15 protein-coding genes are annotated in these 18,635 nt (G+C 37.9%); 12 read left to right on the top strand and 3 right to left on the bottom strand.

The genetic code is table 11. The annotated features are described in order from the left end of the window. The first annotated feature begins 37 nt into the window (after window positions 1–37). The 9 genes from C4F49_RS06775 to rpoC all read left to right on the top strand — a co-directional run bounded on the left by C4F49_RS06775 (window position 38) and on the right by rpoC (window position 12,460). Window positions 38–187, top strand: a complete 150-nt coding sequence (locus C4F49_RS06775) for a hypothetical protein (RefSeq protein WP_196935118.1) — start codon at window positions 38–40, stop codon at window positions 185–187. 439 nt (window positions 188–626) lie between these two features. Further along, complete coding sequence (locus tag C4F49_RS06770) at window positions 627–1,271, top strand: hypothetical protein (RefSeq protein WP_196935117.1); 645 nt, start codon at window positions 627–629, stop codon at window positions 1,269–1,271. 190 nt (window positions 1,272–1,461) lie between these two features. Then, window positions 1,462–1,785, top strand: coding sequence for a nucleoside triphosphate pyrophosphohydrolase family protein (locus C4F49_RS06765; protein ID WP_196935116.1), 324 nt, complete (start codon window positions 1,462–1,464; stop codon window positions 1,783–1,785). A 220-nt stretch (window positions 1,786–2,005) separates the two neighbouring features. Then, window positions 2,006–2,449: a 50S ribosomal protein L11 gene (gene rplK / locus C4F49_RS06760; RefSeq protein ID WP_196935115.1), complete on the top strand. Its 444-nt coding sequence runs from the start codon at window positions 2,006–2,008 to the stop codon at window positions 2,447–2,449. Between the two features lie 22 nt (window positions 2,450–2,471). Continuing rightward, window positions 2,472–3,170 (top strand): 50S ribosomal protein L1, encoded by a 699-nt coding sequence (gene rplA, locus C4F49_RS06755; protein ID WP_196935114.1) that lies wholly within the window; start codon window positions 2,472–2,474, stop codon window positions 3,168–3,170. Between the two features lie 2 nt (window positions 3,171–3,172). Beyond that, window positions 3,173–3,691: a 50S ribosomal protein L10 gene (gene rplJ / locus C4F49_RS06750; protein WP_196935113.1), complete on the top strand. Its 519-nt coding sequence runs from the start codon at window positions 3,173–3,175 to the stop codon at window positions 3,689–3,691. A 73-nt stretch (window positions 3,692–3,764) separates the two neighbouring features. Next, window positions 3,765–4,142 carry a 50S ribosomal protein L7/L12 gene (gene rplL, locus C4F49_RS06745; protein ID WP_196935112.1) on the top strand — a complete coding sequence of 126 codons (378 nt, stop codon included), beginning with the start codon at window positions 3,765–3,767 and terminating at the stop codon, window positions 4,140–4,142. Between the two features lie 177 nt (window positions 4,143–4,319). Beyond that, a complete protein-coding gene (gene rpoB, locus C4F49_RS06740; protein WP_418895776.1) occupies window positions 4,320–8,114 on the top strand; it encodes a DNA-directed RNA polymerase subunit beta in 3,795 nt (1,264 codons plus the stop codon). Between the two features lie 68 nt (window positions 8,115–8,182). Beyond that, window positions 8,183–12,460 (top strand): DNA-directed RNA polymerase subunit beta', encoded by a 4,278-nt coding sequence (gene rpoC, locus C4F49_RS06735; RefSeq protein WP_196935110.1) that lies wholly within the window; start codon window positions 8,183–8,185, stop codon window positions 12,458–12,460. Between the two features lie 63 nt (window positions 12,461–12,523). On the opposite strand, the gene C4F49_RS06730 is transcribed toward rpoC, so the two are convergent. The 3 genes from C4F49_RS06730 to C4F49_RS06720 form a co-directional block, all read right to left on the bottom strand. Further along, entirely contained in the window at window positions 12,524–13,348 is an 825-nt protein-coding gene (locus C4F49_RS06730) for a KilA-N domain-containing protein (RefSeq protein ID WP_196935109.1), read from the bottom strand. 95 nt (window positions 13,349–13,443) lie between these two features. Further along, on the bottom strand, window positions 13,444–14,085 hold the full coding sequence (locus tag C4F49_RS06725) for a beta/alpha barrel domain-containing protein (RefSeq protein ID WP_196935108.1): 642 nt from the start codon (window positions 14,083–14,085) through the stop codon (window positions 13,444–13,446). An 8-nt stretch (window positions 14,086–14,093) separates the two neighbouring features. Continuing rightward, complete coding sequence (locus tag C4F49_RS06720; protein ID WP_196935107.1) at window positions 14,094–15,083, bottom strand: sugar kinase; 990 nt, start codon at window positions 15,081–15,083, stop codon at window positions 14,094–14,096. A gap of 170 nt (window positions 15,084–15,253) precedes the next feature. Between C4F49_RS06720 and C4F49_RS06715 the strand changes: the two genes are divergently transcribed. Genes C4F49_RS06715 through C4F49_RS06705 form a run of 3 tightly spaced genes read left to right on the top strand, consistent with a single transcriptional unit; the run spans window position 15,254 to window position 18,632 of the window. Beyond that, window positions 15,254–16,075, top strand: coding sequence for an SDR family oxidoreductase (locus tag C4F49_RS06715; protein WP_196935106.1), 822 nt, complete (start codon window positions 15,254–15,256; stop codon window positions 16,073–16,075). Window positions 16,076–16,086: 11 nt separating this feature from the next. Next, entirely contained in the window at window positions 16,087–17,259 is a 1,173-nt protein-coding gene (uxuA, locus tag C4F49_RS06710; protein WP_196935105.1) for a mannonate dehydratase, read from the top strand. Window positions 17,260–17,267: 8 nt separating this feature from the next. Continuing rightward, on the top strand, window positions 17,268–18,632 hold the full coding sequence (locus tag C4F49_RS06705) for an MFS transporter (protein ID WP_196935104.1): 1,365 nt from the start codon (window positions 17,268–17,270) through the stop codon (window positions 18,630–18,632). Window positions 18,633–18,635 lie beyond the last annotated feature (3 nt).

The following is an 18,635-nucleotide window of genomic DNA, read 5'->3' as shown; positions in this document are numbered from 1 at the left end:
ACTTTTAATTTTTAAAAAGAATTTAGACTTTTTTTCTATGCCAGTACCGAAGTTGTTTTGGCTAAAAGAATACCCATTCCGCTTACAGTTAACAACTAAAAATTATAGGCAACAAAAACAACAAGAATATGCTGCCAAATTCGCTTCGGAGCAAGGCGGAAATATAGCTGATGATGTAGAATTCTAAATTCCTTATTCCCCTTAAATCAAAGGGGGAATAATTTTTAGATATCGTAATTTTTTTAATTCTCACCACATTTTTGAATTTTGATTTTTTTCTGTGTCTTCCGTGCCTCCTCCGCGTATTCTGCGGTCTTCGTTTAAAGGTTGGACTCAGAGAAACACAGAGAAGGCACAGAGTTTCACTGAGCATAATACTTATTAAAACTAGTTTTTTATATAGTCTTTACTCGGAAAGCGTTTTTACTTTTCCTGCTGTCGTTTCGATTCTTACATATTGAAGGTTATACGCCAGAAATCTCCAAAACGTGCAGTTTATTCTAACTGCTATATGTTTTTTCAAAGTTTAATTGCCATATGACAACTTTTTAAAAGTGGAAATACAGTATGTTTGTTCCATTAGTCAACTTTTAGGGCTAATAACATACCAATTTGTCCAGCTCCTGATGCAAATTATATTTTTGGTTTTAACCTTCCTCTCGCTACTTTTAATCTATTGGGGAACTGGAAGCAATAAAAGGGTTTTGATTGTTTTAAGCTTTTGGCAACTTATTATTGGAACGCTTTCGTTTCTCACGGTTTTTGAAGAAAATCCAACAATGTTTCCGTTTTTTCTAATTTCAACTGCGTTGATAACATTCTTGCTTTTAAAAGGGCTAAAGAGAGAAAAATTGAATACAAATGCACTTCTATTCGTTCACGTTTTAAGAATACCAGTTGAGTTTGTTCTTCTTCAACTAAGCTTTCAAGGCAAGATTCCGACCTTAATGACTTTTCAAGGGTTCAATTTTGATATTTTGATTGGACTCTCTGCATTAATTATTATGGGCTATCAGCAAATTTTAAAGCGAAAAATCAGCCCAAAATTTCTTGTTGCTTGGAATATTGCAGGAATAGTTTTTTTGCTAATAATTGTTTCTTTAGCAATCCTATCTTCGCCATTGCCCATTCAGCTACTTGCTTTCAGCCAACCCAATGTTGCTTTATTGGAATTTCCATATTCTTTCTTGCCGACCTGCATAGTTCCCATAGTTTTTATGTCGCATTTTTTGTTGATTAAGCAATCGAAAAAAGAAAACGTTTCTTTCTAATTTTGAAAGAGTGAAATGACTCCAGCTATTTTCACCTATTATTTTAGCCAATAGAATTTTACTCGTTCTTTTTGTTAATTTATACTGCCAGTGTCATTATCTCGCAGATGCGAAATCTATAGGAGTTCATCATTCCAAATAATTCTAACTTAGCTAAGCTAATAAAACATTTAGCATAAGAAATCAGAAGATGGAAGTCAATTTGAATGAAATAGTCGAACGCTCATTAGCGATTCGCAAACGATACCACGAACTAGAAATGCAGAGCAATGGAAAGGAGTGGACTTTGGAACAAGATGCTTTAGCCTATTTAACCGATGCAGGCCTGATTGGGAGAGATGTGATGTCGTTTGAAAAAACTTGGTCTAAATCTAACGCCCAAGATGAGTTGGAGCATAAATTAGGTGAGAATATATGGTGGTTAATTATCCTGGCAGAAAGAACAGGTTTAGATATCAATTCGGCCGTAGAAAAGTTTTTGACGAAAACCGAAAAGCTCATTGGAGTTAAATAATTGCTGCATTTTACAGCATCTAACCAACAATGGCACAATTGTGGCGGAGACTTAAGCCAAGCAATAAAAATCATTTGTAAAAAAGTGTTTTTTATATCAGAAAGATTGTTTATCTTTGCACCTCGTTTGTGCTCAATTTGAGTGTAAACGAGAAATAAATGTTACGTTTTTAGCTTCCAACTTACTAACAGACATTTAACACAATTAAATTCAAAACAAAATGGCAAAAGACGTCAGTGCGTTAGTAAAATTACAAGTAAAGGGTGGCGCAGCCAATCCGTCTCCTCCAGTAGGACCTGCATTAGGTGCTAAAGGTGTGAACATCATGGATTTCTGTAAGCAATTCAATGCTCGTACGCAAGACAAACCAGGTAAAGTATTGCCTGTTGTCATTACAGTTTACAGCGACAAATCTTTTGATTTTATCATCAAAACTCCTCCGGTAGCTATCCAGTTAAAAGAAGCTACAGGTTTAAAGAGTGGATCAGGTGAGCCTAACCGCAAAAAAGTAGCTTCGGTTACTTGGGAGCAAGTTCAAACGATCGCGCAAGATAAAATGGAGGATTTAAATGCGTTTACTGTAGAAGCTGCTATGAGAATGGTAGCTGGGACAGCGCGCAGTATGGGGATTACCGTATCGGGTAATGCTCCTTGGAACAATTAATTAACGAAATCAGTTTAAGAAAGTGGCTAGATTAACAAAAAATCAAAAAGCGGCACTATCCAAAATTGAAGCTGGTAAAGCGTATTCTTTACAAGAAGCAGCAGCTTTAGTGAAAGATATATCATTAGCCAAATTTGACGCTTCTGTGGATATCGACGTTCGTTTGGGCGTAGATCCTCGTAAAGCAAATCAAATGGTTCGTGGTATCGCGACATTACCTCACGGAACGGGTAAGACTGTTCGTGTTTTAGTTTTATGTACTCCTGATAAGGAAGAAGAAGCTAAAGCGGCAGGCGCCGATTACGTAGGTCTTGATGAATACATCAGCAAGATTGAAGGCGGTTGGACTGACGTTGATATCATTATTACAATGCCTAGTGTGATGGCAAAAGTAGGTAAATTGGGTCGTATTTTAGGTCCAAGAAACTTAATGCCAAATCCTAAGACAGGTACAGTAACTACAGAAGTAGGTAAAGCTGTAACTGACGTTAAAGGCGGTAAGATCGATTTCAAAGTTGACAAAACAGGTATTATCCATACTTCAGTTGGTAAAGTGTCATTCTCTTCTGAGAAGATTTATGAAAACGCATTAGAGGTATTACAAACTATCTCGCGTCTTAAACCTTCAGCAGCTAAGGGAACGTACTTCAAAAGTATCCATATCTCTTCAACTATGAGTCCTGGGATTCATATTGAAACTAAATCAGTAGCAGGAATTTAATCATGAGAAAAGAAGAAAAACAAGAAATTGTTCAAGCTTTGGCCGAACAGATTAAATCTTACGGTAATTTTTACATTACAGATACTGCTGATTTATCTGTTGTTAAAGTAAATAACATTCGTCGCAAATGTTTCGAAGCAGGCATTGTTGTTCAAGTGGTGAAAAATACCTTGATCAAAAAAGCATTAATCGAAGCAGGTGTAGATTCTGAAGAATTAGTTGGCGTGTTGAAAGGCGCATCTACCATGATGTTTGCTGAATCAGCAACAGCTCCAGCTAAATTAATTAAGCAATTGCGCAGAGAAGGTGATAAACCTAAAATCAAAGCTGCTTATATTCAAGAAACTGCTTTTGTAGGTGATGATCAATTGAATGCTTTAGTTAGTCTTAAATCTAAAGACGAGCTTATCGCGGACGTTATCGCATTACTACAATCTCCAGCGAAAAATGTTATCTCTGCTCTACAATCAGGCGGGAATACGATATCTGGATTAGTAAAAGCTTTAGAACAAAGAGGTTAACGATCCTTCTAAGGAAAAAAATCGTTGCAATTAATTAACAATATTTAAAAAGTAAATTCAAAAACAAAATAAAATGGCAGATTTAAAACAACTTGCTGAACAGTTAGTTAACTTAACAGTAAAAGAAGTTAAAGAATTAGCTGATATCTTAAAAGATGAGTATGGTATCGAGCCTGCTGCTGCTGCTGTTGCAGTTGCTGCTGCTCCTGCTGAAGGTGGTGCTGCTGCTGCAGAAGAGAAAACTTCATTTGATGTGATCTTGAAAGAAGCTGGTGGTTCTAAATTAGCAGTAGTTAAATTGGTAAAAGATTTAGCTGGTCTAGGCTTAAAAGAAGCTAAAGATTTAGTTGATGGTGCTCCTAAAGAGTTAAAAACTGGTGTTTCTAAAGACGAAGCAGAAGCTTTGAAAAAACAATTAGAAGAAGCAGGAGCTGTTGTTGAGATTAAGTAATCTCTACATAGCAAAGTACCTTTAATGGTTTAGACTCTGATAAAACATCAGAGTCTATTCCTGTTTATAATATTACAAATCAATTGTAGGTATGCTGGCCTACAATTCTGAAACAATAGCAGCATAGTTAGCTCAGTTTTTTTAAACTAAAATCTTATTCCCTTGGCAAACAATAATATGCAAAAAGAAAGAGTAAATTTTGCTACAAGTAAAAAGGTTATTGATTATCCTGATTTCTTGGACGTACAATTAGAGTCTTTCAAGGAGTTTTTTCAATTAGAAACTACTTCTGACAACCGCCATCAGGAAGGGCTGTACAAGGTTTTCGCTGAAAACTTCCCTATTTCTGATTCGAGAAACATTTTTGTGCTTGAGTTTTTGGATTATTTTATTGATCCACCACGTTACGACATTCAAGAATGTATTGAGCGTGGATTGACTTATAGCGTTCCTTTAAAGGCAAAATTGAAGTTATCTTGTAATGATGAAGAACACGAAGATTTCGAAACGATCGTACAAGATGTGTATTTGGGAACTATCCCGTACATGACTCCTAAAGGTACTTTTGTGATCAATGGCGCTGAACGCGTTATCGTTTCACAGCTTCACCGTTCTCCTGGCGTTTTCTTTGGTCAGAGTAGACACACAAATGGTACAAAACTTTATTCTGCTAGGGTAATTCCTTTTAAAGGATCTTGGATCGAATTTGCAACTGACGTAAACAACGTCATGTATGCATATATCGACCGTAAAAAGAAATTCCCAGTAACAACTTTACTTCGTGCAATTGGTTTTGATTCTGATAAAGATATCTTACAATTATTCGATTTAGCTGATGAAGTTAAAGTAAGTAAATCTGGTTTAAAGAAATACGTTGGTCGTCGTTTAGCGGCTAGGGTATTGAAAAAATGGGTAGAAGATTTCGTTGATGAAGATACTGGTGAAGTAGTTTCCATCGATAGAAATGAAATTATCCTTGAACGTGAAACTGTCTTGGAAGAAGATCACATTGACTTGATCTTGGATGCTGGAGTGAAATCAATCATTTTGGCAAAAGAAGATGCATCAAACAATGCAGATTATTCCATCATATATAATACATTACAGAAAGATACGTCCAACTCTGAAAAAGAAGCGGTAGAACACATCTATCGTCAATTGCGTAACGCTGAACCACCTGATGAGGAAACTGCTCGTGGTATCATCGATCGTTTATTCTTCTCAGATAAAAGATATGATTTGGGAGATGTTGGTCGTTACCGCATTAACCGCAAATTACAATTAGGAACTGATGCTGACACGAAAGTTTTAACTCGTGAAGACATCATTGCGATTGTAAAATATTTGATCAACTTAATCAATTCAAAAGCTGAAGTGGATGATATTGACCACTTATCGAATCGTCGTGTACGTACGGTAGGAGAGCAATTGTACGCTCAATTTGGTGTTGGTTTAGCACGTATGGCTAGAACAATCCGTGAGCGTATGAACATTCGTGACAACGAAGTTTTCACTCCAACGGATTTGATCAATGCACGTACATTATCGTCGGTAATTAATTCATTCTTCGGAACGAATCAGTTGTCTCAATTTATGGATCAAACGAATCCATTGGCGGAGATTACGCACAAACGTCGTTTGTCAGCTTTAGGTCCAGGTGGTTTATCACGTGAGCGCGCTGGTTTCGAGGTTCGTGACGTTCACTACACGCACTATGGCCGTTTGTGTACGATTGAGACTCCAGAGGGACCAAACATCGGTTTGATTTCTTCTTTATCTGTTCACGCGAAAATCAATAACTTAGGTTTTATTGAAACACCTTACCGTATCGTTAGAGATGGTAAAGTTGTGGTAAATGAGCCAGTTGTTTATTTATCTGCTGAAGACGAGGATGATAAAACAATCGCTCAGGCGAATGCTTTGTATGATGATAAAGGAAACTTTACAGATGCAAAAGTTAAAGCAAGATATGAAGGTGACTTCCCGGTAATTGAGCCAGAGAAGTTAGATTATATGGACGTTGCGCCAAATCAGATTACATCAATCGCTGCATCATTGATTCCTTTCTTGGAGCATGATGATGCCAACCGTGCGTTGATGGGATCGAACATGCAACGTCAAGCAGTTCCATTATTACGTCCACAAGCGCCAATCGTTGGTACAGGTTTAGAGGCTCGCGTAGCTTCCGATTCACGTACGTTGATTAACGCAGAAGGAAATGGAGTTGTTGAATATGTTGATGCGCAAGAAATCAAAATCCGTTACGAGCGTTCAGAAGATGAGCGTTTAGTATCGTTTGATGACGACGTAAAAACATACCGCTTGACGAAGTTCAAAAAAACCAACCAGAATACATGTATCAACTTAAAACCTATCGTTACGAAAGGTGAAAAAGTTACTAAAGGTCAGGTATTGTGTGAAGGTTATGCAACAGAAGATGGCGAATTGGCATTAGGCCGTAACTTAAAAGTAGCGTTCATGCCTTGGCAAGGATATAACTTTGAGGATGCGATCGTAATTTCTGAGCGTGTTGTTTCACAAGATATTTTCACTTCTCTTCACATTGAAGAATTTGAATTGGAAGTTCGTGATACAAAACGTGGTGAAGAAGAGTTAACTGCAGATATTCCAAATGTTTCTGAAGAAGCAACGCGTGATTTAGATGAAAATGGAATTATCCGTGTTGGTGCTGAAGTAAGCGAAGGTGATATCTTGATCGGTAAAATTACACCAAAAGGTGAATCTGATCCTTCTCCAGAAGAGAAATTATTACGTGCGATCTTTGGTGACAAAGCTGGTGACGTAAAAGATGCTTCATTGAAAACTCCACCTTCAATCAAAGGTGTTGTTATCGATACGAAATTATTTTCTCGTGCGAAAAAAATGTCTAAAGAAGTCGAAAGAAAAGCTTTAGATAAGTTGGAAGTTTCTCATAACAAAGCTGTTAAAGACTTAAAAGAGAGATTGGTTGAGAAGTTGTTTTCTATCGTAAATGGTAAAACAAGTCAAGGTGTTTATACCGTTTATAAAGAGTTATTGGTAGCGAAAGGTGCTAAATTCACTCAAAAAATCTTAACTGATTTGGATTATTCACACGTAAATCCAACAAAATGGACTACGGATGAAGATAAAAACGACATGATCAAATCTGCTCTTCACTTCTATAACATCAAGTTGAACGAAGAGTTAGGAGCTTTCAAACGCGATAAATTTGCGATTTCAGTAGGTGATGAATTGCCATCAGGAATTGTTCAAATGGCGAAAGTTTATGTAGCGAAAAAACGTAAACTGAAAGTAGGAGATAAGATGGCTGGCCGTCACGGTAATAAAGGTATTGTTGCGCGTATTGTACGTGATGAAGACATGCCTTTCTTAGAAGACGGAACTCCAGTGGATATCGTATTGAATCCTTTAGGTGTACCTTCTCGTATGAACTTAGGTCAGATCTATGAAACTGTTTTAGGATGGGCTGGACAAAAATTAGGTGTTAAGTTCGCTACGCCGATTTTTGATGGTGCTGAAAAAGAAGAAGTTGAAGAATGGGTAGCTAAAGCAGGATTGCCTGCATCAGGCCGTACGTATTTATACAACGGATTGACAGGAGATCGTTTTGACCAACCAACTACAGTAGGTGTGATTTACATGTTGAAATTAGGTCACATGGTAGATGATAAAATGCACGCGCGTTCGATCGGACCATACTCATTGATTACACAACAGCCATTGGGTGGTAAAGCTCAGTTCGGTGGTCAGCGTTTTGGTGAGATGGAGGTTTGGGCATTAGAGGCATTTGGTGCATCGAATATCCTACAAGAAATCTTAACTGTGAAATCGGATGATGTTGTCGGAAGAGCGAAAACTTACGAAGCAATCGTTAAAGGTAATAACTTACCAACACCATCTGTTCCTGAATCATTCAATGTATTAGTACATGAGTTACGTGGTTTAGGTCTTGATATCACTTTAGATTAATAAAGCATACAAGTTTGGAGGATGGCAACATCTTCCAAACTAATCTATACAGCATTAAATTTGATCGTATGTCTTACAAAAAAGATAACAAAATAAAAAGCAATTTTACATCCATCACCATTAGCTTGGCGTCGCCTGAAACTATTCTTGAGCGTTCAAGTGGTGAAGTTGTAAAACCGGAAACAATCAATTACCGTACGTACAAACCAGAACGTGACGGTTTATTTTGTGAACGTATTTTCGGTCCGGTAAAAGATTATGAATGTCACTGTGGTAAATACAAACGTATCCGTTATAAAGGAATCGTGTGTGACCGTTGTGGTGTTGAGGTAACTGAGAAGAAAGTACGTCGTGAGCGTATGGGACACATCTCTTTGGTGGTTCCTGTTGCGCACATTTGGTACTTCCGTTCTTTACCTAATAAAATTGGTTACTTATTGGGCTTACCAACGAAACGTTTGGATATGATTATCTATTACGAGCGTTATGTGGTTATCCAATCAGGTATCAAACAAGAGGATGGTATAAACTACATGGACTTCTTGACTGAAGAAGAATATTTAGATATTTTAGATACTTTACCAAAAGAAAATCAATATTTAGACGATAATGATCCTCAAAAATTCATCGCTAAGATGGGTGCTGAGGCATTAGAAGAATTATTGAAACGCATCGATTTAGATCAGTTGTCATACGATTTACGTCATCAAGCTGCGAATGAAACTTCTCAACAACGTAAAAATGAGGCTTTAAAGCGTCTTCACGTTGTAGAAGCTTTCCGTGGTTCAAGAGACCGTATCGAAAATCGCCCAGAATGGATGATCGTGAAAATCGTTCCAATCATTCCACCAGAGTTACGTCCTTTAGTTCCTTTGGATGGTGGTCGTTTTGCAACGTCCGATTTGAATGATTTATACCGTCGTGTGATTATTCGTAACAACCGTTTGAAACGTTTGATCGAAATCAAAGCTCCAGAAGTAATTTTACGTAACGAAAAACGTATGCTTCAAGAAGCTGTCGATTCATTATTCGATAACTCACGTAAAGTGAACGCAGTGAAAACTGAAGGTAACCGTGCGTTGAAATCATTATCGGATATCTTAAAAGGTAAACAAGGTCGTTTCCGTCAAAACTTATTAGGTAAACGTGTGGATTATTCTGCTCGTTCGGTAATTGTTGTAGGTCCTAACCTTAAATTACATGAATGTGGTTTACCAAAAGATATGGCAGCGGAATTATACAAACCGTTTATCATTCGCAAAATGATCGAACGCGGAATTGTTAAAACCGTAAAATCTGCTAAGAAAATCGTAGATCGTAAAGATCCAGTTGTTTGGGATATTTTGGAGAATGTATTGAAAGGTCACCCAGTTTTATTAAACCGTGCACCTACATTACACCGTTTAGGTATCCAGGCTTTCCAACCTACTTTGGTTGAAGGTAAAGCGATCCAATTACACCCATTAGTGTGTACAGCGTTCAACGCCGATTTTGATGGTGACCAGATGGCCGTGCATTTACCGTTAGGAAATGCTGCAATTTTGGAAGCCCAAATTTTAATGTTGGCGTCTCACAATATCTTGAATCCAGCTAACGGTTCGCCGGTAACTGTACCATCTCAGGATATGGTTTTGGGTCTTTATTACATTACGAAAGGTCGTAAAACGGATAAAGATCGCAAGATGAAAGGTGAGGGATCTATTTTCTACTCTGCTGAAGAAGTAATTATCGCTTTGAATGAGCAGCAAGTAGATCTTCACTCGTTCATTAAAGTGAAAGCTATCGTTAAAGTAAAAGAAGAAGTATTTGAAGAACAATTGATTGACACGACTGTTGGCCGTGTAATCTTTAACCAAGTTGTTCCTGAAGAAGTTGGTTACATCAACGAATTGTTGACTAAGAAATCATTGCGTAACATCATTGGAGAAATCGTGAAGAACACGGGTATGGCTCGTGCTGCGAAATTCTTGGATGATATGAAAGAATTAGGTTTCCAAACAGCATTCAAAGGTGGTCTATCATTTAATCTTCAAGATTTAAATATTCCGGATTCGAAAGCTCAACTGATTGATCTTGCGACGAAAGAAGTTGAAGAAGTAATGGGTAACTACAACATGGGTTTCATTACGAACAACGAGCGTTACAATCAGATCATCGATATTTGGACACGTATCAACAATAGATTGACTGCGAATGTAATGGATATTTTATCCAACGATAACCAAGGATTTAACTCAGTATACATGATGTTGGATTCTGGAGCTCGTGGTTCGAAAGAGCAGATTCGTCAGTTATGTGGTATGCGTGGTTTGATGGCTAAGCCTCAAAAATCTGGTTCATCAGGTGGTGAGATTATCGAAAACCCGATTTTATCTAACTTTAAAGAAGGATTATCGGTATTAGAATACTTTATCTCAACTCACGGTGCGCGTAAAGGTCTTGCGGATACGGCGTTAAAAACAGCGGATGCTGGATATTTAACTCGTCGTTTGCATGACGTTGCACAAGATATGATCGTCGTTGATTTTGACTGTGGAGGTTTACGCGGAATTTATACAACAGCATTAAAAGATAATGATGATGTTGTTGAACCATTATTCGATCGTATTTTAGGTCGTACACCATTAAATGATGTTTATCATCCAGAAACGAATGAATTAATCGTTGCTGCAAATGATGACATCACAGAGGAAGTTGCTCAATTAATTGATGAAGCTGGAATCGAAGGTGTCGACATTCGTTCGGTATTAACTTGTGAATCTAAACGCGGAGTTTGTGCATGCTGTTATGGACGTAACTTAGCGTCTGGTAAACGTGTTCAATTAGGTGAAGCTGTCGGAGTTATTGCAGCGCAGTCAATCGGTGAGCCAGGTACACAGTTAACACTTCGTACATTCCACGTGGGTGGTACGGCTTCAAACATTGCGGCAGAATCTGCTGTAATCGCGAAGTACGAAGGTAAAATTGAATTTGAAAATGTACGTACGGTTGAGAAAGAAGGCGAAAACGGAAAATACCAAATCGTTCTTGGACGTTCAGGTGAGATTCGTATCGTTAACGAAGACCGTAAAGTATTATATACACAAATTATCCCTTATGGATCGAATCTATTCGTAAGAGAAGGCGATAAAGTGGAGAAAGGCCAACGTTTAGTTGATTGGGATCCATACAATGCGGTAATTATTTCAGAATTTGCTGGTAAGATTGATTTTGATGCAATCATCGAAGGTGTAACTTTCCGTGAAGAGTCAGATGAGCAAACTGGTCACAAAGAAAAAGTAATTATTGAAACGCGTGATAAAACTAAAAATCCAATGATCAAAGTATTGGATAATAAAGGTGAAGTCATTCGTTCGTACAACATTCCGGTAGGAGCTCACGTTTCTGTTCAAGATGGTGCTAAAGTTAAAGAAGGCGCTATTTTGGTTAAGATTCCTCGTTCTACTGGTAAAACGCGAGATATTACAGGTGGTTTGCCACGTGTAACGGAATTATTCGAAGCGCGTAACCCATCGAACCCAGCTGTTGTTACAGAGATTGATGGTGTTGTAACATTAGGCGGTGTGAAACGTGGTAATCGTGAGATTTCAATCGAATCTCGTGATGGTCAAATTAAGAAATACTTAGTTCCATTGTCGAAACACATTTTGGTTCAGGATAATGACTTTGTTAAAGCGGGTATGCCATTGTCAGATGGTTCTATTTCGCCAGCAGATATTTTATCAATCAAAGGCCCTGCGGCTGTTCAAGAGTATATCGTAAATGGTATTCAAGAGGTTTACCGCCTTCAAGGTGTGAAAATCAATGATAAGCATTTCGAAACGATTGTTCACCAAATGATGCAAAAAGTAAACATCGAAGATCCAGGAGATACACGTTTCTTAGAAAAAGAAGCCGTTAACAAATGGGATTTCATGGAAGAAAATGATTCATTGTACGACAAAAAAGTTGTTGTTGAATCAGGAGATTCTAAAACGTTGCGTCCAGGTCAGATCGTGAATATGCGTAAACTACGTGAAGAAAACTCAAGCTTGAAACGTCAGGATATGAAATTAGTGGAAGTGCGTGATGCAATTCCTGCGACTTCAAGTCCATTGTTGCAAGGTATCACAAGAGCTTCATTAGGTACGAAATCATTTATCTCAGCAGCGTCGTTCCAGGAAACTACGAAAGTATTGAACGAGGCAGCAATCGCTGGTAAACGTGATAATCTATTAGGATTAAAAGAAAACGTAATTGTTGGTCACTTGATTCCTTCAGGTACTGGTTTACGTGCTTATAGCAATATTATCGTTGGTTCTCGTGAAGAATACGATCAATTGTTAGCTTCGAAAGAAGAAGATTAATCTTAAGCTTTTTAATAACATACCAAAGGCCCGCAATTTTTTGCGGGTCTTTTTTTTGACGATTTATTTGAGTCGATTGGCTGTTTTGTTTTCCAATAAAGATTTCATTTGCGTAATGGAGACTTTATTGAGTTGAACGAGTCGTTCGCTCTGTGAAAGTCCTTGCTCGATTAATAAGGCATTGATGCTTTCAATGTTACTCAACACCACCAATTGTTCTAATGTGGCATAATCTCGAATGTTTCCAGTGCTGTTTGGATTTTCATCTCTCCATTGTTTGGCTGTAATACCAAAAAGTGCGACATTCAGCAAATCTGCTTCATGTGCATACACAAAATTCGCCTGTTGTTTAGTAACTTCTTTCGGAATGAGGTTTACCTTGATTGCGTCCGTATGGATGTGGTAGTTGATTTTGGAAATAGTACGCTGTAAATTCCAATCTAATAAGTGTCGATTATTTTCATCTTCTTTAAGACGCTGAAACTCTTTAATAACATAGAGTTTGAATTCAATCGAAATCCAAGACGCAAATTCTAAGGCAATATCTTTATGCGCAAATGTTCCTCCATATCGACCAGATTTTGAAACAATGCCGATAGCATTGGTCTTTTCTATCCATCTCTTTGGAGTCATTACGAAGCTGTTTAGTCCAGCCTCTTTTCTAAACCCCTCGAATTCGAGGGGTTTAAACTCTAAATTGTAAATTGATTCCCAGAATCCCAACAATTCAATCGTATTCCTATTTCTCATCCAGTTTTGAATGATAATATCGGTATGATTGGAGTCTTTATATCGTGCAATATCAGTTAAGGAGATATAATCTTCTCTATGATACTCCAACAGAACAATATTTATTCCCTTAACCTGTATGTTTTTGCTTTTGACCATAATCGTTAATTAGCATAATTTTAAGGTATTTATCTAAAAAACGTAAATGGAATTTCTTTATTGTGATTTCTAAATCAAAGAGTTAAAAGAAATTTTTATTTTGGCAACCAAGAAAATAATAGCTTGACATTTGCTTCTAGCCAGTCATAATCTTCAGCATATTCTGGCTTTTGAAATAATTTAGAACCAAGACCAACCGAAAACACACCGGCTTCGAACCAGTTCTTAATGTTATTTGCTTCTACATCCACGCCTCCAGTTGGCATAAATTTCACGTTAGGGAAAAGCGGTTTTATGGCTTTCAAAAATTTGGGACCTAAGGTGTCTCCTGGGAACAGTTTTACTAAAGGAACATGCAGCTGTTCTGCCTTTGCAATTTCTGTTGGTGTCATGCAACCAGGAATCCAAAGTATATTTTTTTCAACGGTAATAGAAGCTATTTCTTCATTCAGAATTGGGCTAACAATAAATTCAGCTCCTAACTCGATAAATTCGCCAGCTTGCTGTGCAGTTTTGATAGTTCCTATACCCAGCTTTAAATCTGGGAAAAATTCATTTTTATAGTGAATCAATGCTTTAAAATTTTCCTTTGCTTCGCTTCCTCGATTCACAAATTCGAATACTCGAATGCCACCATTGTAGCAGGCTTTAAGAACATCTTTGCATTTTTGCACATCATCATCGTAAAAAACGGGAATGATTGGATATTGTTCAATTTTGTCTAATACTTCTTTCATGTTCTTAATTAATAGTTACCGTTTCCAAAATCACCTTCGACAAATAATTTTTCAAAACCTGCCGAAACAGCAATATCGATAATTTCCTGAGGGTTTTTAGCTAATCGAATGGCATGAATTAAACCCGCCATAAATGCATCTCCGCTTCCTATGCGATCGACGACCTCATTGGTCTCGCGAATGGCAGCATGTGTATGGGTTGAGCCGGTATGATAGGTTCCGTAAAATAAATTATGATTTGGAGAATCCATAAACCGAAACGTGTTTGCAATGTGTCTGCACCTTGGGAATGCAGTAAATATTTCTTTAGCAGATTTTTCCGCAAATGAAATATAGTTTTCTGATGATGTGTTTCGATCAAAAGACTCATCAATGGATGTGCCCAGCATTTTATTCGACGCCCAAATATTTCCCATGATCAAGTCGCAATATTGGACAAGTTTTGGCATTACCTCAATTGGCTCTTTACTATATTGCCAAAGCCTGTTTCTATAATTTAAATCAACCGATATAAAAATGGATCTTTTAGAAGCTTCGCTCAATACGATACCCATCAAATCCGCCAATTCTGGATTTAATGCTGGAGTTAAAGCTGTCCAGTGTAGCCAGTCCACATTTTCAAATAATTCCTCAAAATCTATATCGTCAATTTTCAATTGACTGAAACTGCTATATTTTCGGTCATAGATTACTTCTCCTTTGCTTAATCCATTTGCTGAAAGCAAAATATAAGATCCAATGCGGTCACCTTGCCATTTTACTTTAGAAACATCAACATCCCAATTTTTAACATACGCAATGGCCTGATTGGCTAGCTCATTCTTAGGGACTGCGGTGAACAGAGCTGATTCGGTTCCCATTTTGGAAAGATTCACGGCAACATTCGTTTCTGAACCGCCGGGATAGATTTTCAATTTGTTGTTTGGTGAAGAAAAAAAATCTGCCGACAACGCTTGCTGTCGAATCAAGACCTCCCCGAAACACAATACTTTTTTCATAAAAAAGGAATAGAATATTTAGCTAAAATACTATTAAAAGCTAGTTTATTAATCCAATAACTCAAAATTTAACGCAAACGGTTTCGTTAATAAAAGTCTGTAAATGCTTTATTTTCTGTTATTAATTTGATAATATTGATTTCGATAAATTATAAACACGAACAAATCAAATGGGTATTCTTGAAAAATTTTCCTTAAACGGGAAAGTTATTGTTGTGACAGGAGGGACTGGAATTCTGGGGAAATCTTTTGTCAAAGCGCTTGCCGAAGCAGGTGCGAAAATATGTATAATCGGCCGCAGTCAAGAAAAAGCGGACGAGCGCGTTAAGCTTGTTGAAACTTTAGGAGGGACGGCTATCGCTGTGGTTGCAGATGTGTTGAATGAAGAAGAAGTAGTTGCAGCAAAAAATCTGATTTTAGAAAAATGGGGTACAATAGATGGTTTAGTGAATGCCGCAGGCGGAAATATTCCTGGTGCAACGATTGGACCTGACCAAAATCTTTTTGACTCTAACGTACAAGATACGATTAAAGCAATCGAACTTAATTTATATGGTACTATTATTCCAACGCATGTTTTTGGGCGTGTTATCGCTGAAAAGGGTCGTGGAAGCATCATTAATATTTCCTCTTTGGCTGCTAGCCGGCCATTGACCAGAGTGTTAGGCTACACAGTCGCTAAGCATGGAATTGACGGCTTTACAAAATGGATGGCTACCGAATTGGCTTTGCGTTACGGAGATAAAGTACGTGTCAATGCTATTGCGCCTGGTGTATTTCTAACAGATCAAAATCGTGCATTGCTAACCCGTGAAGATGGATCATATACAGAACGAGCACAAAAATTTATCAATGGAACTCCGTATTCTCGATTAGGCGATCCTTCAGAATTAGAAGGTACTCTAATTTATTTATTAAGCGATGCTTCAGCATTTGTTTCCGGAGAAACGGTATTTGTGGATGGTGGTTTTAATTCTTGGTCAGGAGTTTAGATTAGAAGAAAATGGATAAAAAATTCCTAGAACAAACATGGCGCTGGTACGGACCTCAAGATTCAGTTAGTTTACAGGATGTTAAACAGGCTGGAGCGACAGGGATAGTGACAGCTCTTCACCATGTTCCACATGGCGAAGTTTGGCCTGTTGAAGATATACAAGAACGCAAACGAATTATCGAAGATTCAGGATTGGTTTGGTCAGTCGTAGAAAGCGTACCGGTTCATGAAGCGATCAAAACTAAATCCGCTGACGCAGATAAGTACATTCAAAATTATAGACAGAGCTTGATCAATTTGGCTTCTTGCGGTATTTATACAGTCTGCTATAATTTTATGCCTGTATTAGATTGGACAAGAACCCAGTTGGAGTTGGTTATGTCGGACGGTTCCAAAGCATTGTATTTTGATTGGATCGACTTAGCGATATTTGATATCTACATTTTACAGCGGAGGAATGCAATTGATGATTATGACCTTTCTATTCAAGATCAAGCCGCTGAGAAGTATTCGCTAATGAATAAATCTGATTTAGTAGACCTGCAGAACAATGTTTTGATGGGGATTCCAGGGGAGGGAGATATCTCCATTGACCAGTTGAATGACAGTATTTCCATCTATTCTGAAATTGGCTTCGATGGACTGCGGAATAATTTGGTTTATTTTTTAAATGAAATTGCTGCTGTTTGTCAGGTGAATAAAATCAATATGACTATTCATCCAGATGATCCTCCATATCCGATTTTGGGGCTTCCAAGAATTGCTAGCAACTTCAATGATTTTGATTACATACTTTCTTCAGTCGATCAGCCTTTTAACGGTATTTGTTTTTGTACAGGCTCTTTAGGCGCTGGGCCGAATAATGATTTGTTGCAAATTTTCAATCGAGTTAAGGAGCGTGTATATTTTGCGCATTTGCGCAATGTTAAAAAAGATCCTATCGGAAGTTTTTATGAGGCCGACCACTTAGACGGGGATGTGGATATGGCATCGATTATGGATGCCCTGACTCAGGAAAATCAAAAGAGAAATACAGCAATCCCATTTCGTCCGGATCACGGGCATCAAATGTTGGATGATTTACATAAAACAACCAATCCTGGTTATTCAGCAATCGGCCGATTACGGGGCTTAGCCGAGCTGAGAGGATTGGAATTAGGTATTCTACGATCAATTAAGTAAACACAATTATGAAAAAACATATCGGTAATTATCGCTGGACAATTTGCGCGTTGCTATTCTTTGCAACAACCATTAATTACCTAGATCGACAAGTATTGAGCTTGCTCCATCCAACTTTAGAAGAAGAATTCGGATGGACGAAAACAGATTATGCAAACATCACAGCAACTTTTCAATTTGCTTATGCTTTGTCTATGTTGTTTGCGGGACGATTTATTGATCGATTGGGTACAAAAAAAGGGTTTACTTGGGCCATTATTATTTGGTCTATCGGCGCAATCATTCATGCCTACGCTGTTGAGATGGGGACTTTTACAACAACGGTTTTAGGTGTTATTGGAATCAGCGGATTATCGGTTTCAGTCGTTGGTTTTATTATCGCCAGGATGGTTCTAGGATTTGGGGAATCCGCGAACTTTCCTGCGGCGATAAAGACCACAGCAGAGTATTTTCCGAAACGGGAACGATCGCTAGCGACTGGTATTTTTAATTCCGGAGCCAATATCGGTGCAGTTTTAGCACCTTTATCTGTGCCTTGGATTGCATCACATTGGGGATGGCAAGCCACATTCATGATTGTCGGTGGCGTTGGTTTTCTGTGGTTGATTTTTTGGTGGATATTTTATGATGAACCTAAAGACCAAAAAAGACTTTCAGCGACCGAATTAGAATACATCTTAAGTGATGACGAGCCTCAAGAAATCGTTCAGGAAGTCTTGCCCGAAACTCCAAAAGTACCTTGGTATAAGCTACTGAGCTTTAAACAGACTTGGGCTTTTGTTATCGGTAAATTTTTGACAGACGGAGTTTGGTGGTTCTTTTTATTCTGGTTGCCTTCATTTTTAAAAGATCAATATGGCATGACTGGTACGGATATCATGTTCCCGCTAGTTGTTTTGTATAGCATGACAATGATCGGAAGTGTTGGAGGAGGAGCATTCCCGATGTACTTTATCAATAAAGGTTATTCGCCGTACGATGGAAGGATGCGTGCAATGTTTATTATTGCATTGATTCCATTGGTCGTTTTATTATCACAACCGTTTGGACATTACTCGTTCTGGGTTCCTGTGATTTTAATAGGAATTGGAACTTCTGCCCATCAAGCCTGGTCAGCAAATATCTTCACGACCGTTTCCGACATGTTTCCGAAGTATACGGTAGCTTCTGTTATTGGAATCGGTGGAATGGCTGGCGGAATGGGTGGCGTGGTGATGTCAAAATTAGGCGGTTATTTATTTGATAAATACGACGCGCTGGGATCGATCCAAACGGGTTATACGATTATGTTTACAATTTGTGCTGTTTCTTATTTGGTAGCTTGGCTGATTATGAAGTCCTTAGTTCCAAAAATGAAATTGGTAAAAATATAAAAG

Source organism: Sphingobacterium hungaricum (genome assembly GCF_015210005.1).
GTDB lineage: Bacteria > Bacteroidota > Bacteroidia > Sphingobacteriales > Sphingobacteriaceae > Sphingobacterium > Sphingobacterium hungaricum.
The sequence above is the reverse complement of the archived record's forward strand: the minus strand, read 5'-3'. Positions and strand labels throughout refer to the sequence as shown.

What these genes read in the sequence shown, in the direction of transcription:
- C4F49_RS06775 (WP_196935118.1), top strand. Translation starts at nt 38, where the DNA reads ATGCCAGTACCGAAGTTGTTTTGGCTAAAAGAATACCCATTCCGCTTA.
- C4F49_RS06770 (WP_196935117.1), top strand. Translation starts at nt 627, where the DNA reads ATGCAAATTATATTTTTGGTTTTAACCTTCCTCTCGCTACTTTTAATC.
- C4F49_RS06765 (WP_196935116.1), top strand. Translation starts at nt 1,462, where the DNA reads ATGGAAGTCAATTTGAATGAAATAGTCGAACGCTCATTAGCGATTCGC.
- rplK (WP_196935115.1), top strand. Translation starts at nt 2,006, where the DNA reads ATGGCAAAAGACGTCAGTGCGTTAGTAAAATTACAAGTAAAGGGTGGC.
- rplJ (WP_196935113.1), top strand. Translation starts at nt 3,173, where the DNA reads ATGAGAAAAGAAGAAAAACAAGAAATTGTTCAAGCTTTGGCCGAACAG.
- rplL (WP_196935112.1), top strand. Translation starts at nt 3,765, where the DNA reads ATGGCAGATTTAAAACAACTTGCTGAACAGTTAGTTAACTTAACAGTA.
- rpoB (WP_418895776.1), top strand. Translation starts at nt 4,320, where the DNA reads ATGCAAAAAGAAAGAGTAAATTTTGCTACAAGTAAAAAGGTTATTGAT.
- rpoC (WP_196935110.1), top strand. Translation starts at nt 8,183, where the DNA reads ATGTCTTACAAAAAAGATAACAAAATAAAAAGCAATTTTACATCCATC.
- C4F49_RS06730 (WP_196935109.1), bottom strand. Translation starts at nt 13,348, where the DNA reads ATGGTCAAAAGCAAAAACATACAGGTTAAGGGAATAAATATTGTTCTG.
- C4F49_RS06725 (WP_196935108.1), bottom strand. Translation starts at nt 14,085, where the DNA reads ATGAAAGAAGTATTAGACAAAATTGAACAATATCCAATCATTCCCGTT.
- C4F49_RS06720 (WP_196935107.1), bottom strand. Translation starts at nt 15,083, where the DNA reads ATGAAAAAAGTATTGTGTTTCGGGGAGGTCTTGATTCGACAGCAAGCG.
- C4F49_RS06715 (WP_196935106.1), top strand. Translation starts at nt 15,254, where the DNA reads ATGGGTATTCTTGAAAAATTTTCCTTAAACGGGAAAGTTATTGTTGTG.
- uxuA (WP_196935105.1), top strand. Translation starts at nt 16,087, where the DNA reads ATGGATAAAAAATTCCTAGAACAAACATGGCGCTGGTACGGACCTCAA.
- C4F49_RS06705 (WP_196935104.1), top strand. Translation starts at nt 17,268, where the DNA reads ATGAAAAAACATATCGGTAATTATCGCTGGACAATTTGCGCGTTGCTA.